Annotated in this window: 14 protein-coding genes; 5 read left to right on the top strand and 9 right to left on the bottom strand. The window is 69.6% G+C overall.

Annotated elements, in window-relative coordinates; all coding sequences use genetic code 11:
• Nucleotides 1-56: 56 nt before the first annotated feature.
• Nucleotides 57-1,388 carry a PQQ-binding-like beta-propeller repeat protein gene (locus CU254_RS27670; protein ID WP_100266898.1) on the bottom strand — a complete coding sequence of 444 codons (1,332 nt, stop codon included), beginning with the start codon at nt 1,386-1,388 and terminating at the stop codon, nt 57-59.
• 357 nt (nt 1,389-1,745) lie between these two features.
• On the opposite strand from CU254_RS27670, the gene CU254_RS27675 reads away from it, so the two are divergent.
• The 3 genes from CU254_RS27675 (at nt 1,746) to CU254_RS27685 (ending at nt 3,681) form a co-directional block, all read left to right on the top strand.
• Nucleotides 1,746-2,369: a DUF4291 domain-containing protein gene (locus tag CU254_RS27675; protein ID WP_009081343.1), complete on the top strand. Its 624-nt coding sequence runs from the start codon at nt 1,746-1,748 to the stop codon at nt 2,367-2,369.
• Nucleotides 2,370-2,430: 61 nt separating this feature from the next.
• Nucleotides 2,431-2,958, top strand: a complete 528-nt coding sequence (locus CU254_RS27680; RefSeq protein WP_199841229.1) for a hypothetical protein — start codon at nt 2,431-2,433, stop codon at nt 2,956-2,958.
• A gap of 48 nt (nt 2,959-3,006) precedes the next feature.
• Entirely contained in the window at nt 3,007-3,681 is a 675-nt protein-coding gene (locus tag CU254_RS27685; protein WP_199786002.1) for a GDSL-type esterase/lipase family protein, read from the top strand.
• A gap of 148 nt (nt 3,682-3,829) precedes the next feature.
• Here the strand turns inward: CU254_RS27685 and CU254_RS27690 are convergent, their stop codons facing one another.
• From CU254_RS27690 to CU254_RS44370, 6 genes are all read right to left on the bottom strand, one after another.
• On the bottom strand, nt 3,830-4,723 hold the full coding sequence (locus tag CU254_RS27690) for an NADP-dependent oxidoreductase (protein ID WP_009081350.1): 894 nt from the start codon (nt 4,721-4,723) through the stop codon (nt 3,830-3,832).
• A gap of 45 nt (nt 4,724-4,768) precedes the next feature.
• On the bottom strand, nt 4,769-4,930 hold the full coding sequence (locus CU254_RS43270; protein WP_159396485.1) for a hypothetical protein: 162 nt from the start codon (nt 4,928-4,930) through the stop codon (nt 4,769-4,771).
• A 96-nt stretch (nt 4,931-5,026) separates the two neighbouring features.
• Nucleotides 5,027-6,115, bottom strand: a complete 1,089-nt coding sequence (locus CU254_RS27695) for an alpha/beta hydrolase family protein (RefSeq protein ID WP_009081354.1) — start codon at nt 6,113-6,115, stop codon at nt 5,027-5,029.
• 23 nt (nt 6,116-6,138) lie between these two features.
• Nucleotides 6,139-6,990: a hypothetical protein gene (locus CU254_RS27700; protein ID WP_037715034.1), complete on the bottom strand. Its 852-nt coding sequence runs from the start codon at nt 6,988-6,990 to the stop codon at nt 6,139-6,141.
• 23 nt (nt 6,991-7,013) lie between these two features.
• Complete coding sequence (locus tag CU254_RS27705) at nt 7,014-8,174, bottom strand: serine hydrolase (protein ID WP_037715037.1); 1,161 nt, start codon at nt 8,172-8,174, stop codon at nt 7,014-7,016.
• A 32-nt stretch (nt 8,175-8,206) separates the two neighbouring features.
• A complete protein-coding gene (locus CU254_RS44370; RefSeq protein ID WP_037715040.1) occupies nt 8,207-8,446 on the bottom strand; it encodes a hypothetical protein in 240 nt (79 codons plus the stop codon).
• 146 nt (nt 8,447-8,592) lie between these two features.
• On the opposite strand from CU254_RS44370, the gene CU254_RS27715 reads away from it, so the two are divergent.
• Complete coding sequence (locus CU254_RS27715; protein ID WP_037718067.1) at nt 8,593-10,854, top strand: helix-turn-helix transcriptional regulator; 2,262 nt, start codon at nt 8,593-8,595, stop codon at nt 10,852-10,854.
• Between the two features lie 86 nt (nt 10,855-10,940).
• Here the strand turns inward: CU254_RS27715 and CU254_RS27720 are convergent, their stop codons facing one another.
• Nucleotides 10,941-11,861: a DMT family transporter gene (locus CU254_RS27720; RefSeq protein ID WP_037715042.1), complete on the bottom strand. Its 921-nt coding sequence runs from the start codon at nt 11,859-11,861 to the stop codon at nt 10,941-10,943.
• Between CU254_RS27720 and CU254_RS27725 the strand changes: the two genes are divergently transcribed.
• Nucleotides 11,860-13,269, top strand: coding sequence for a PLP-dependent aminotransferase family protein (locus CU254_RS27725; protein ID WP_009081362.1), 1,410 nt, complete (start codon nt 11,860-11,862; stop codon nt 13,267-13,269). The genes CU254_RS27720 and CU254_RS27725 overlap by 2 nt on opposite strands.
• On the opposite strand, the gene CU254_RS27730 is transcribed toward CU254_RS27725, so the two are convergent.
• The gene (locus CU254_RS27730) at nt 13,270-14,769 is read right to left on the bottom strand and encodes a class I adenylate-forming enzyme family protein (RefSeq protein WP_009081366.1); all 1,500 of its coding nucleotides are present in this window, start codon (nt 14,767-14,769) and stop codon (nt 13,270-13,272) included. It abuts the gene before it with no gap.
• Between the last annotated feature and the right edge of the window lie 9 nt (nt 14,770-14,778).

Consider the following 14,778-nt stretch of genomic DNA (forward strand, 5'->3'; position numbering starts at 1 on the left):
CTGCGTTCGACCGGTCCCAGCCAAGAGTGTGCGGCACCGGATCCGCCCCGCCGGAATCAGGCCCCGGAGACCGCCGCCACGCCGGTCATCGTGCCCACATAGGCGTGGTCACCGGACAGAGTCGGCGAGGCGAAATGCGGAACCTCGCCCAGGTCGAGCTGCCCGCGCACTGATCCGTCGGCCGGGCTCAAGGCGTACAGGACGCCAGCGTTGTAGTCCACCACCCACACCGCGCCGCCGCCTACGGTCGGGGAGCCGTTCGCGGAGAGTGCGGCGCGCCAGACCACCTGGGGCGTGCCGTTCTCGTCGACGCGCACCGCGGCGGGGCCGTCGGTGCAGGGCAGGTACGCGGTGTCTCCGCTGGTCGCGCTGCCGCCGAAGGACTTGCAGATCTCGGCTTGGGCCAACTGCCCGCCGACGCCGCCGAGCTGGTCGTGTCGCAGGACGTACCCGGTTCCCCGTTTGCCGACCGCGAGCACGTGGTCGCCGAGCAGGGTCGGGCTGGACGAGCCGAGGTCGAGGTCCTGGGCGTTGTCGTCGGCCCAGGTGTCGGGGGCGAACAGGTCCACCCGTTGCAGGTCAGGCGACAGTGCCAGCACGGAATCGCTGTCGTCGTAGGCCATGGTGGATTCGCCGTTGCCCACCGAGTAGAGCAGCCGCGGCCCGTCGACGACGCCGCCGCCCGGCGCCCAGATCCCGGCTTCCCGGGTGGTCGGCACGGCATAGCTGATCGGGTCGGCGCCGGCGGTCGTGGCCGACACGACCGAGCCGATGTAGTTCGCGCAGTCGCCGGCCAGTCCGCCGTAGGGCACGTAGACCCGGCCGTTGTACAGGGTCAGCGCTCCTCGCTGCTGGTGCGCGATCCAGTCGCCGCGCGGCGGCTCCAGTTCCGTGCGCACTTCCACCGCACCGGTTCCCACGTTCACCCCGGCGAGCACGTGCTGGCCGCCGGTGAGTTCGGCGAGTGCGTAGACCCGCGCCGTCGCCGGGTCGTACACCATGGTGCTGGTGATGCCGAGCGGATCGATGTTCCCGCACGGCAGCTCCGCGCGGCGCGCCGGCTCGCCGAGATGGGCGGACCAGCGGGTCGCGCCGGTGGCCGGGTCGAGCGAGTACACGGTGTTGTTCTCGGTGGCGGCCAGGATCTGCCCGCCGACCACCAGCGGCTGGCCGTACACCGCACCGTCCAAAGTGGCCTGCCAAGCCATGCCGAGCGTGCCCAGCGGCGCGAGATCGGCGGCGTCGCCGGTACGCGCGTTGTCGCGGTGATACGTCGGCCAATCACTCGCGACGACCGGCCGGGAATGACCGGCGGCCGCCGCCGGCGAGACGATGATCAGCACCGCGGCCGCGCTCGCGATCGCTGTGCGGAAGCCAGTTCCGTTCATCACGCACCACTTCCCGAAGAGGGGGCCGATGACTCCAGTGGCACCGCAGTATCCCGCGCGGGCCCGGTACGCGACAGCCCCGAGCGACGCGGGCCGTCCAGGCTAACCAGCGACGCCATTCGTCCCGGGAATGGCGTCTCATCGGCGCTTTTGGCGAGGGTGGCGGGATTTCCGAATGCTGGGTCCCGAACAGGTTCGTCCGCATTCCTGACCATCCACGTGAAGTGCTGATCGATCTCCGCCGTCTCCTCTGCCGAAGTACGGCCTTCCTGAGCTCAACCGTCACCAAATTCCAGCGACACTGCCGTGGTCTACCAGGCACAATCAGCCTCACCTCACGACCATGGAGACAACCACGTGCCCGACCAGTTCAGACCCAGCGTCCCGCGCCGGGACGTGCGGGCTGGCTACACCGACCAGACCATCACCGTTTACCAGGCGTACTCGCGGCACATCGCCGACGTCGCAGTCGAATCCCAGACCTTCGCGGCGCCGTTCAAGCGCGAGCGGATGACGTGGATCAAACCTTCGTTCCTGTGGATGATGTACCGATCCGGGTGGGCGACCAAACCTGAGCAGGAACGCATCCTCGAGATCCAGCTCACCAGGGAAGGATTCGAGTGGGCGCTCGCGCACGCCGCCCTCAGCAGCTACGAGCCCGGCGCCTACGCGGGCCAGCAGCACTGGGCTGAGCGCAAACGCACCAGCCCGGTCCGCATCCAGTGGGATCCCGACCGTTCGCTGACCCTCGCGCCGCTCGACCGGCGGGCCATTCAGATCGGGCTTTCCGGCGAGGCGGTCGAGCGCTACCTCGACCAGTGGATCGCCAAGATCACGGACATCACCCCGTTCGCCGAGCGGATCCACCGTCACGTCAGCTCCGGTCGTCTTGAAGCCGCGCGGGAAGAGTTGCCGGGCGAACGGGTTTATCCGGTGCCTGCGCCGATTCTCGGGATGATCGGCGCCAGCGAACATGGCTAGCTCCGAGCCGCCGGAGAACCTGTCAGCGCGCTGGTGGCGGCAATGGCCCGAGTGTCCTCCGGTGGCTCATCGGCTGAAGCATGTTTACCGCGACCGATGGGTCCGGTTTCATAGTTTGCCGGAGTCTCAACGCTATCCCGCTGCCGACGCTGAGTACGACATCGTGCTCCACCGCTACAACACGGTTTTGGACGAGTTGTTCCGCGAGCAGGAAGTTTGGATAGTGACTACCGATTGGTCGGGCTCCTCCGCGCCCCCGGTGCTGTCCGCGCAGCACGCGCTCTGGAATCCCGGTGCCCGGCACTGGACGAGCCTGCGCACCGACGAGAATGAAACCGACCCGGACTTCATCAGGTACACGCATTTGTTCGTGAGGCGCAGATCCTGGCGGACCGGTCTTGCGGACGACCTGCTCCGCGCTGTCGCCGACGACGTCGCTGCCAACGTGATGATCGCCAGTTTGTCCTTCGACCGCATACATCATCCGTACGACGGAGGCGCCGACGTGCTGTTGCCCACGACCGGCGAACGCGATCGGCTGAAACGGCGTCACGCTGACTGGCTTTCCGATCATCCCCTTGGCTTCTGAACGTCCCGCCGCGAATAGCAAGGCGGGAATGACGAAACGGAGAAAGCGTTGCGAAGCAGCATGATCAACGTGCTCTGCTACGGCGATTCCAACACCTACGGCCAGCGTTCCGAGGAAGGCTACCTGGGACGGTGGCCACTGGAGATCCGGTGGACCGGCCGGCTGGCGACCCTGCTCGACGAGGGATACCACGTGGTCGAGGAAGGCCTCGGCGGCCGCACGACCGATTTCGACTACCCGGCGTCCATGGACCGACCGGGCCGCAACGGGCGGACTTACCTGCTGCCCGCGTTGCTGAGCCACAATCCGCTCGATGTCGTCGTGCTGATGCTCGGCACCAATGACCTGAAGATCCAGTTCGAGCGCACGGTGGCGGAGGTGGTTTCCGCGATCGCCGGGCTCCTCGACGACGTCGCCGCATACGGGTGGACGGAGGCCGAGCGTCCGCCGAAGGTGGTGCTCGTGTCGCCGCCGCGGATCGACGTCACCGCGCCGGATTTCGCGGAGGTCAATGGGGCCTTTTACGACAGGACCTCGGCCGAGAAAGCGGAGCAGTTGGCCGGGCCGCTCGCGGAGCTCGCGGCGGCGCGCGGTGCGGCGTTCGTCGATGCTGGTGCCGTCACGGAGACGGGGGCCGACGGAACGCACTTCAGCGTGCCCTCGCACGAACGGTTCGCCCACGTGATCGCAGACGAAGTGCGGCGGGTCACCGGAATCGGCTGAATTCACCGGTGCCTAGCTACCTGCGGCCGCATAAATTGCCATCGGCAGGATCGCCGGCACCGGATCTTCCGCACGGCAAGGGGTCCGCGAATGCAACCCGAAGGGGCGCACCGATCAAGCCCGGTGCCGCCCCTTCGCGCCGTGAGGCTCAGACCAGCAAAACCCGCCGCCCGCGGGTGTGTCCGGCCTGGCTGTCCGCGTGTGCCGCCGCGGCTTCGGACAGCGGGTAGGACTTGTCGACCGGGATGCGGAGTTTCCCTCGCTCGATCAGGGTCACCGTTTCGGCCAGGGCTTCCCTCATGTCGCCGCCCACCCCGGCGAACCGGATGCCCAGCATCGGGGCTTCCAGGTCGGCGATCGTGATCACCTTCTCCGGATCCCCGGTCAGGTCCAGCAGACCGCGGAGCACGCCGGCGCCGTTGAGGTCCAGCGCGGCGTCGACCTGGCCCAGCTGGCGCACCCGGTCGACCCAGCCCTCGTCGTAGGTGGTCGCGATGGCGTCCAGGCTGCGCACGTAGTCCTGGTTCGCGGCGCTGGCCGTGCCGATCACCTTGATCCCCCGGTCGCGCGCGATCTGCAGAACCGCCGACCCGACTCCGCCCGCCGCTCCGCTCACCAGCAACGTTTGTCCAGTTTGGACACCGACCAGGCGGAGGACACGGAGCGCGGTCTCGACCACCGACGGGTACCCGGCCGCTTCGGCGAAGGTCAGACCGGACGGCAGGCGCGCCCAGGAATTCAGCACGGCGAACTCGGCGTAGGTGTTCGAGCCTCGGCCCAGCACCGGATCCCCTACCGCGATGTCGGTGACGTCCTCGCCGACCTCGTCGACCACTCCGGAAGCGTCCTGGCCGACTCCGGAGGGCAGCTCGAGCGGGCGGATCCGCTGGAACTGGCCCTCGCGAGTGCGCCAATCGTGCGGGTTCACGCCCGCCGCTCGCACGGCGACGCGGATCTGGCCGGGGCCGGCGTGAGGTTCGGGGACGTCGGCCAGTTCGAGGACCTCGGGGCCGCCGTAAGCGGCGAAGCGCACTGCTCTCATGCCGCCAACTTAACAACAACGGTTAGTATTTTGCAACGGTTAGTGTCATGGCCGACCGCCGATCCGCTGCGACTGGGCCTCGCGGTCGCAGGGCAGGTGCGGACGAGTAGGGCTTACTCCCGCTGGCTCGACGCCGGAGAACTCCAGCCGCGGGACAGTCGCGACCTCGCGCATCACCCCGGTCGACAGTCCCGGATCCGAGGGCATGCGCCCGGCACCGCGACCCGCCCGAACCTCCGGCACCCGGGGACAAACAAGTGCCCCGGACGGAACGCATCCGTCCGGGGCACCCCCAGCATTCCCTTACGCGGCAGCGAAAGCCTGCTCCAGCCGCGGCAGGTAGTCGGCCAGATCCTGTCCCCAGCATCCGGCCGTGTGCTTCCCCTGGCAGTTCGGTCCCCAGGTCTTGCCGTTGCCGTAATCCACGGCGTAGTAACGCTGTCCGGCCTTGTCCAAAGCCGCCTTCATGTTCTGCTGCGCGGCCTCGGTGACCGATTCGGCGAACGCCGGTTCGTCGAGGAGGACGTTGACCGGGTTGCCGTTGCCGGACCCGGTGTAGAGCGAAACCCCGACGCCGGCGAGCTTTCCGGCGTTCACGACCGGACCGCGGGCCAGCGCCGCGGACATGTCGCCCGCCTCGTTGAGCGAGCCGAACGCCGAATCGGTCGGCACGGCCGGGCCGAACCCGCTGCCGCCGGCGCCCTCGCCCGAACCGGACGTGCCCGACATGGCGAACCCGACGTTGGACAACGTGCCGCGGATCGCCGTGCGGACCCAGTACAGGTTGAAGTCGATCGCGCCGGACAGCGAAACGGCCTGCGCGAACAACTCCGGACGGTCCTCGGCGTAGTGCAGCGCGCCGAAGCCGCCCATCGAGAGGCCGCCGACCGCCCGGCCGGATTTCGCGGCGATGGTGCGGAAGTTGGCGTCGATGAACGGGATCACCTGGTTGAGATGGAAGGTTTCCCAGTTCTGCGCCCCGGCCGCGGTGTCCTGGCGCACCCAGTCGGTGTACCAGCCGCGCAGTCCGCCGTCCGGGATCACGGTGATCATCTTCTGGCTGGCCAGCATCGCCGGGTACGCCAGATTCGGGTTGCCCGGATCGTCGCCGACGCCGTGCAGGAAGTAGAACACCGGGTAGCGCTTGGCGGTTTCGGCGTAATAACTGCTCGGGACGATGACGCGGATGTGGTGCTGCCCCGCGACCGCCGGGGTCGTCACGGTGACGACGAAGTTGGTGGCGGTGCCCTGGGCGGTCCCGACCTGGGTGAGGCCGAAGCCGTCGGTCAAGGTCGGCACGGAGGGGGTGTCGGCGTGGGCGGCGGCGGGGCTGGTCAAGGCCAGCATCGCCGCCGCGGCGGACACCAGCACGCGCTTGAGCAACAGTCTCATGGTCACTTTCCGGGTAGCGGGGATCACGGGTTCTGGGTCACGTGGAAGCCGGCGCCGTAGGTGCCGGGGTGCGCGGCGTCGCGGGCCCGCAGGTCGGCGAGGATGTTCGCCGAGCTGGTGTAGACGTACTGCGGAATGCCCAGGATGATCGCCTTGGTGATGCCCGCCCACGGACCGGCTGCCTGGAAGTTGTTGCCCTGTCCGGGATATTCGGTGCCGGGCACGTGCCAGATCGCCGGGCCGCCGGAGTCGTTCGCCTGGTGCTTGGCCCAGGACTGGTAGACGCCGTTGGAGTTGTTGGTGACGCGGCCGTACCAGACCCCGAGCTGACCGGACACCACGAGTTCGTTGTTGTTGTTCAGCGCGGCGCCGAGAAGGCGTTCGCTGGCCAGCGAAGGGTTGAGCGCGTTGGGGCTGGGCTGGCCGTCGGGGACCTCCAGCTCGCCGGTCTGCTTCAGGTACGGCCCCTGCGAGGACAGGGTCACCGACGGCACCAGCTCGATGATCAGGTAATCCTTGGTCGGGTGGCCCGTCATGGAGCCCTCGCGGTTCTTGAAGTACCGCACGTAGCCGATCGGGCCGAATCCGGTGTCGTTGCGGTCGTAGACCGGCTCGATGTTCTCCGGGATGTCCCGGTCGGAGTACTGCCGGTCCGGCGGGTCCATCAGGCAGTGTCCCGCCGAGATCGCGATCTTCCGGTCGTACTTGTCGGTGCCGACCGCCCCGATCGTGCAGAAATGGTCGGGAGTGCTCAGGTCGAACAGGATCTGCATCGAGTTGAAGACCCGTTTCGCGGGCTCGGCCGAGGCGCTGGCCGTCCCGGTGACCGCGAGGACGATCGCCGCGAGCACGGCGAGGAAACGTCGGGTGCGCACGCACGCTCCTTGATTCGTAGGGTTCACTGCCTGCTGCCGCAGAGAGCGGAGTCGATCACGTCGAGAGGCGAGGGCCGGATGCTCGTCTCCTCCCACGCGTTGGTCATCATCGCGGCGTACCGGCCGTCGTCGGTCGCCGCGGTCCACGACGTGTAGCCGGACGCCGCGATGCCGTTGTGGAACCACGCCTCGCCGCCGCAGGACAGCGTGATGGCCTGCAGGCCGAGGCCCAAGCCGACGTACGCGGGATCGTGCACCGGCACCTGGATCGTCCGGCGCATCTCGGCCAGCGCGGCCGGCGAGACGACCTTGCCGTCGAGCAGCGCGCGATAGAAGGTCGACATGTCGGCCAGGGTCGAGACGATCGCGCCGGCCGAGCTTTCGATCGACGGTTCGGAGACGACCGGGGCCGACGTCGTCTCGGTCCAGAAGAAGAACGGGCCCGCCCGGACGCCGCGGTACCCGGGCAGGTACGGCGCGGGCAGGGACCGGTCGCCCGCGCGCGGGAAACTGGTCTGCGCCAAGCCGAGCCGGTCGATGATCCGCGCGGTGATCGCGTCGCCGACGGACATCCCGGTGACCTGCTCGATCAGCAGGCCGTTGATCAGGTAGCCCAGGTTCGAGTACAGCACGCCGGCGCCCGGCGCGGAGGCGGGCGGGAAGTTCCGCAGCCCGACCTGGACGAGGTCGCGAAGGCCGATGCTGCCGTCCGGTTTGACGAATCCGGCGGCTTTTTGCGCCCACGCCAGCACATCCGGGGCGGGGATTCCGGCGGTGTGCTGGAGGAGCTGCCGGACGGTGATCCGGTTGCCGTCGTAGCCGTTGCCGTCGACGAGCCCGGGCAGGTACCGCTCGATCGGCGCGTCGAGCACGACCTTGCCCTCGTCGACCAACTGCAGGACCACCGACGCGGTGAAGGTCTTGGTCTGGCTCGCGACGCGGAAGTGCTCGTCCGGCCGGAGCGGCCGCGCGGCGCCGGTGATCGTCGCGCTGCCCGCGGACAGCTGCCACGACCCGGACGCGTTGCCCGCGTAGACGGCCGCGCCCGGTCCGGCGTGGGACTGGTAGCCGTTGAGGACCGCCTGGGTGTCGGCGTGCGCGTCGGCCGCGGACGCCGGTGCGGCCAGCGCCACGGCGGCGGCCGCGCTCGCCAGGATCGAAACTGCCCGTCTCAGTCTGCGCACGAATTCTCCTCTGCTCGAAAGTCGAAAGGGGGTCACCTCGCCTGGTACCGCCAGACCGCCACCGCCACGACGATCAGCAGCAGCACCCCCACCAGCACCAGACAGCCGATGCCGCCGCTGTCCGACCGGCGGCGCTCCGCCTGCCCCCTTGGCGGAACGCCGGGATGGCACCGGGCGTAGTGCCGCGCCCGCTGTTCGGCGCTCTGCGCCTGCGTGAGCCAAGGTGTCCGGTAGCCGCATTCGCCGCACCAGTACCGAAAATCGGCGGCCATGTTTCTCCGATGACGAGGTGACCCGGTGCCGATCATCGTCGGGTTCCCGCAGGTCACCGCACCAGAGCACAAGCCGGTCAGAGATGACCGGTCCGCGCGGTAAGCTCGTTGCGGGGCAAGCGGACGCGAAGTGGGGGGTCTCCGCGGTGACGAGCCGGGCCGGCGTTCTGCTGCGGGAGACGCGGCGGCAGGCGGGGCTGACGCAAGAGCAACTGGCCGAACGTTCCGGCGTCAGCGTCAGCACGATCCGGAGGCTGGAGAACGGCCGTCCCGTCGATCCGCGGATGGGCACCGTGAAACTGATCGCCGACGCGCTGGGAACCACGCCGGCCGAGCAGCGCGCGCTGCTGGCCGAGTTCGGCGTCTCCCCCGCGCCGGAAGAGGCGCCGGCGGAGGCCGGGCCGCCGCGGCTCCGGAGCGCGCTGTCGGAAGCCGCGGACCAGTTCGCGCGAGTAGTGGCTTCCCGCTGGCAACGCGAGGAAGAGCAGCGCCGCGTCCACGATCCTTTCCCGCTGCCGGTGCGCTGGCAGCGGGCTTCGCCGCGGCTGACCGATCGCTGGGACAACATCCGCGGCGTCCGGCCGGGCGGGGTCGCGGAACCGCTGGACCTGGACGGCGAACTGGACGGCATCGCGGACGTCTACCGGCGGATCCCGTCCGGTCGCTTGGTCGTCCTCGGCCGGGCCGGTTCCGGGAAGACGATCCTGACGCTGCGGTTCGTGCTGGGCTACCTCCGCACGCGCACCGCCGCCGAGCCGGTGCCGGCGGTCTTCAACGTCAGCACGTGGGACCCGACGGCCAGCACGCTGCGGGACTGGCTGATCGAACGCCTGCCGCAGGACTACCCGGACTATCCCGGCCTCGCCGGTCCCCTGGCCGCCGAGCTGGTCGAAACCGGGTGCGTGCTCCCGGTTCTGGACGGATTCGACGAACTCGCCGCCGGGTTGCACGCCGCCGCGCTGGCCGCGCTCGGCGCCACCTCGCTGCCGTTCCTGCTGACCAGCCGTCCCGTCGAATACGCGACCGCGGTCGCCGCGACCGACGTGCCGACCTCGACCGCGGGTGTGGAACTGCTCGACCTGACTCCCGCCGACGTCGCCCACTACCTGCCCCGCACGTCCTCCCGCGCCGGAGAATTGTGGGACCCGGTGCTCGCCGAACTGCGCGCCGCTCCGGACGGAAACCTCGCCGCTGCGCTGAGAACGCCGTTGATGGTGACTCTCGCGCGAACCGTCTACAGCGACGGCCGGGACCCAGCGGTTTTGCTGGACCCCGCCCGGTTCCCGACCTCGGAGGCGCTCGAAGACCACCTGCTCGCCAGCTTCGTGCCCACCGTCTACCAGCACCGGCCCCCGCACATCGCCCGCCCGCTCCGCAGCTGGGATCCCGAACGCGCCCAGCGGTGGCTGGGATATCTGGCCCAGCACGTCGGTCACCTCGACGAGCACGACCTGGCGTGGTGGCAGCTGGGCAGTTCGCTGCGGCGGTCGTCGCGAATCCTCGCCGTCGTGCTGGCTTCGACGCTCGCCATCGCGGTGCTGAACTGGCTCGTCTTCGTCCCGCTCGACCTCATCGATCGCGGCACCGCGTTCACCTTCCGCGCAGGCCTGATGGACGGGCTCCTGATCGGCCCGATGGTGGGTCTGGCGTTCGGGCTGGTCCACGGACTGACGATCGTGTGCCGCGGGCGGATAATCGAACCGTCGCGCGTCCAGATCCGGCTGCGAGGACGACATCGGACCGGCAGGCAGTTCTTCCGCGCCTACACCTCCCGCCTCGGCGCCACGCTGCTCGGCGGGTTCGTCATCGGACTCGGATACGGCCCGGTCAACACGGCTTTGCACGGCCTGCTCTTCGGATTCCCGCCGGACGGCAAGTCGCTGGTCGAGAAAATGCTCGTGCCGACCCTCGTCTACGGGCTCGTCTTCGGGCTCTCGGCCGGACTGGTGTTCGGGCTGATGGCCGCGCTGGAAATCCCTCTGGACGTCGGATCGGCGGCCACCCCGCTCGGCCTGCTGGCCACGAACCGCACGACGGCGTTGCGCCAGTTGCTCATCCTGGTGCCGGCAGTCGCCCTCGCGATCGCTTTCGGCGGGCGGCTGCTGGTCGAACTTCTCCAAGGCCCGCTCGGTCCGCTCCGGTGGCCGCTGTCGTCCGGCCTGCTGATCGGCGCCGTCGGCGGTCTGGGCGGCGGGCTTTCTTACGTGCTGGCGTTCACGGCTTGGGGACAGTGGGTGCTGCTGGCGCGCATCTGGCTCCCGCTGACCGGCCGCCTGCCGTGGGCGGTGCCGGCGTTTCTCGACGACGCGTACCAGCGCGGGGTGCTGCGGCAGGCGGGGGCGGTGTACCAGTTTCGCCATGTGCGGCTTCAGGATCATCTGGGTCGCGCGTACCGGACACCCGCCTGATCCGGCAGACTGCGCCCCACCGACAACCGCTCAGTCACCGGGCCCCCCGACGTCTGGCTCCAGCTGCCTGACCGCGACTGCTGGACCTAACCCCGAGCAGTCCGCACCCGCACCGCGCTCCCCGCGCAGACGATGACCGCCAACCCGCCCAGCATGGTCTGCCAGGTCAGCTCCTCGCCCAGGAATACCGCCGCCCACAACAGGTTCAGCACCGGCTGCACCAACTGCACCTGGCTGACCTGCGTCATCGGCCCCAGCCCCAACCCGCGGTACCACGCGAAGAAGGCCAGATACATGCTCACCACCGCCAGGTAGGCGAAAGCGGCCCACTCGCCCACTGTCGCATGTGGAGGGTGCTGAGCCATCGATACGACGGTCAACGCGACCATCAACGGCGACGCCACCACCAGCGCCCACGAAACGGTCTGCCACGCACCCAATTCCCGCGCCAGCAACCCGCCCTCCGCGTAACCGACCGCGGCGGCCAGCACGGCGCCGAAGAACAGCGCGTCCGACCACTGCACTCCGCTGAGGCCGCCGCCTTGCAGGACAGCGAAGCCGACCGCCGCGACGGCGCCGACGGCGGCAAGTGCCCAGAAAATCGCGGGTGGACGTTCGTGGGTGCGGAGTACCGCTACTACGGCTGTCGCGGCGGGGAGCAGCGCGATGACCACCGCGCCGTGGCTGGCGGAGGCGGTGGTGAGCGCGTACGAGGTCAGCATCGGGAAGCCGACCACCACTCCGCCCGCGACGACGGCCAGGCGGAACCACTGGGTGCCGCGCGGAAGGCGTTGTTTGGTGGCGATCAGCGCGACGGTCGCGAGCACCGCGGCGACCGCTGCGCGCGCGGAGCCGATGAACATCGCCGAGAGGCCGCCGTTTTCGACGGCGACCCGGGTGAACGGCACGGTGAACGAGAACGCCGCGACGCCGAGCAGTCCCCACCAGAGACCGGCCCGGGGTAGCGCCGGTGCTTCCGGGAGAGTAGCGCTATCCTTCAGTTTCATGTCCGACGATAGCAGCTCCCGGATCGCTTCGACACTGCGCGAGTGGATCGCCACCGCCCCGGCCGGAGCGAAACTGCCGTCCTCGCGGGAGCTGGTCGCGCGGTACTCGGCCAGTCCGGTGACTGTCCAGAAAGCACTGCGCTCCCTGTCTTCCCAAGGACTGGTGGAAAGCCTGCCGGGAGTCGGCACGTTCGTCCGTGCCGCGCCCGCCACCGGGTCCGGCGACTATGGCTGGCAGACCGCGGCGCTCGGCACCCCGGGGCACGGGCTGCTCAACCAGCCCGCGTCGCTGCAGCCGGTATCCACCGACTCAGTAGCGCTTCATTCCGGCTATCCCGACCCGGAACTGCTGCCGGAGCGCCTCGTCCGGAGCGCGTTCGCCCGGGCGGCGCGGACCGCGGCGCTGGTCGGACGGCCGCCGACCGCGGGCGTTCCCGAACTGCAGGCCTGGTTCGCCGCGGAACTGCGCGCGGCCACCCCGGCGGGCATCGCCCCGGTGACCCCGCGGGACGTGGTGATCACGCCGGGCAGCCAAAGCGGCCTGGTCACCGCCTTCCGCGCGCTGGTCGGGCCGGGGCAGCCGCTCCTGCTGGAGTCTCCGACGTACTGGGGCGCGATCCTCGCGGCGACGAAAGCGGGCGTCGCGGTGGTGCCGGTGCCGAGCGGCCCGAACGGACCGGACCCCGAGGTGCTGGCCAGGACGTTCGAACAGACCGGCGCGCGGGCTTTCTACGCGCAGCCCAGTTTCGCCAGCCCGACCGGGGCGCTGTGGCAGCCCGACCTGGTCGACCGGGTCCTGGACACCGTCCGCCGGCACGGCGCGTTCCTGATCGAGGACGATTCCGCGCACGATTTCGGCATCACCGCGGAACCCCAGCCCATCGCCGGCCGGGACGACGACGGCCACGTGGTCTATCTCCGCTCCCTCACCAAGAGCGTCTCGCCGGCGATCCGCGTCGCCGCGCTGATCGCCCGCGGCCCGGCGCGCGACCGGATTCTCGTGGATACGCTGGCGGAATCGATGTACGTCAGCACGGTGCTGCAGACCGTCGCGCTCGACGTCGTGACCCAGCCCGCGTGGCGCACCCACCTGCGGCGGGTCCGGCACCAGCTCAAGACCCGCCGCGACCTGCTGCTCACCGGCCTCCGCGAGCACGCGCCCGCGGTGCGGGTGGAATCCGTGCCGCAGGGCGGGTTGAACCTCTGGGCTCGACTGCCTGGAACCGTCGACCTGTCGCGCGTGGTCCGCGACTGCGAATCCGCCGGGGTGGTCATCGGACCCGGCGACGAATGGTTTCCCGCCGAGCCGACCGGACGGTTCATCCGGCTCAACTACGCCGGACCGAACCCGGACGCGTTCGCCGACGCCGCGCGGGTGATCCAGGAGGCAGTGGCGGCGAACGCCTGATCAGCCGTTTTCCGCGCGCAGGGCGGCTTTTTGCACCTTCCCGGACGGCGTCAGCGGAAGGCTGTCCCGAAGCACGATCTGGCGCGGGACCTTGTAATCCGCCACCTGCCCGGCGCAGTACTCCTTCAGTTCCGCTTCGGTGACCGACGAATCCTGGGCCGGGACAACGTAATACCGGCCGATCTCCCCCAGCACCGGATCGGGCACGCCGACCCCGGCCGCCAGCAGCACTCCGGGATGCGCGGCGAGGACGTTCTCGACCTCGACCGGATAAATGTTGAAGCCGCCTTGGACGAACATGTCCTTGGCGCGGCCGTGCAGTGTCAGGTAGCCGTGCTCGTCGGCCCGGGCCATGTCGCCGGTGTGCAGCCAGCCGTCCGCGTCGACCGCGGCCGCGGTTTCCTCCGGCAGATTGTGGTAGCCAGCCATGATCGACGGGGTCCGGAACAGCAATTCGCCGGTTTCGCCGACCGGCAGCGCTTCTCCGGACGGAGCCGCGATTTTCGCTTCCACGCCAGGGAAAGGGACTCCGATAGAGCGTTCAGTCGCTTCCGTGCCGGCATTCCACGGCGTCATCACCACAGCCCCGGAAACTTCGCTCAGCCCGTACAGATTCATCACAGTCGCGTTCGGGAACGCAGCCGTAAGGCGTTGCAGCAAAGCAGGTTCCGCGTTCGCGCCACCGGTCACGACCACCCGGATCGCCGAAGTGTCGACGCCGGCGAAACGCTCGTGATTCAGCAGCAGCGTGTGCATCGTCGGCACGCCGACCCACATCGTCAGCCCGGCCGTCCGGAACAGATCGGCGGCCGCTCCGGCGTCGAACGACGGCAGCAGCACCGTCCGGCTGCGCGCGACCAAAGCGGACAGGACACAGCAGGTGATCCCGCTGACGTGATTCAGCGGAACGGCCACCGGCAACACGTCGTCGGGGCTCAGCTGGAGGTGATCGGACTCCGCGGCGGCGGACGCCAGCTGGCCGCGGTGGGTCAGTGTCGCGCCTTTGGGACGGCCCGTGGTGCCGGAGGTGTAGATGATCATCATCGGATCGTCCGCTTCGACCTCCGCCGCCGCGGCTTTCACCGCCTCGCCGGGCTCCCCGGCGCCCAGTTCGGCGAAGGTCACGACGGAAACGCCGGGCAGCTCGAGGTTTCCCAGCAGGGCAAGGAAATCGACGTCGCCCGCCGCCGGTTCGGTCACCACGAGCCGCGCGCCGGAATCGGCGAGGATGTGCGCGAATTCGGTTTCGCGGTACCGGGGACTCAGCCCGACGACCACCGCGCCGGTCTTCGCGGCGGCGAAGTACACCGCGAGCCACTCCGGCGTCGTGCGCCCGTTGACCGCTATCCGGTCGCCGCGCCGCACGCCCCGCCGCAGGAAATCGGCGGCGATCCGGTCCGACCAGGCGTCCATCTCGGCGAACCGGATGTCGCGGGAACCGGCCGTCCAGCCGACGGCGTCCGCCGGAGCGGTGCGGAGCAGGTCGTGAATACGCGTCATCGCTCGTCC

It is taken from the genome of Amycolatopsis sp. AA4 (assembly GCF_002796545.1).
In the GTDB taxonomy this organism is placed as follows: Bacteria; Actinomycetota; Actinomycetes; order Mycobacteriales; family Pseudonocardiaceae; genus Amycolatopsis.

Coding starts and splice junctions, on each gene's coding strand:
- CU254_RS27670 (WP_100266898.1), bottom strand. CDS start 1,388: ATGAACGGAACTGGCTTCCGCACAGCGATCGCGAGCGCGGCCGCGGTG.
- CU254_RS27690 (WP_009081350.1), bottom strand. CDS start 4,723: ATGAGAGCAGTGCGCTTCGCCGCTTACGGCGGCCCCGAGGTCCTCGAA.
- CU254_RS43270 (WP_159396485.1), bottom strand. CDS start 4,930: ATGCCCTCGGATCCGGGACTGTCGACCGGGGTGATGCGCGAGGTCGCG.
- CU254_RS27695 (WP_009081354.1), bottom strand. CDS start 6,115: ATGAGACTGTTGCTCAAGCGCGTGCTGGTGTCCGCCGCGGCGGCGATG.
- CU254_RS44370 (WP_037715040.1), bottom strand. CDS start 8,446: ATGGCCGCCGATTTTCGGTACTGGTGCGGCGAATGCGGCTACCGGACA.
- CU254_RS27725 (WP_009081362.1), top strand. CDS start 11,860: ATGTCCGACGATAGCAGCTCCCGGATCGCTTCGACACTGCGCGAGTGG.
- CU254_RS27720 (WP_037715042.1), bottom strand. CDS start 11,861: ATGAAACTGAAGGATAGCGCTACTCTCCCGGAAGCACCGGCGCTACCC.
- CU254_RS27730 (WP_009081366.1), bottom strand. CDS start 14,769: ATGACGCGTATTCACGACCTGCTCCGCACCGCTCCGGCGGACGCCGTC.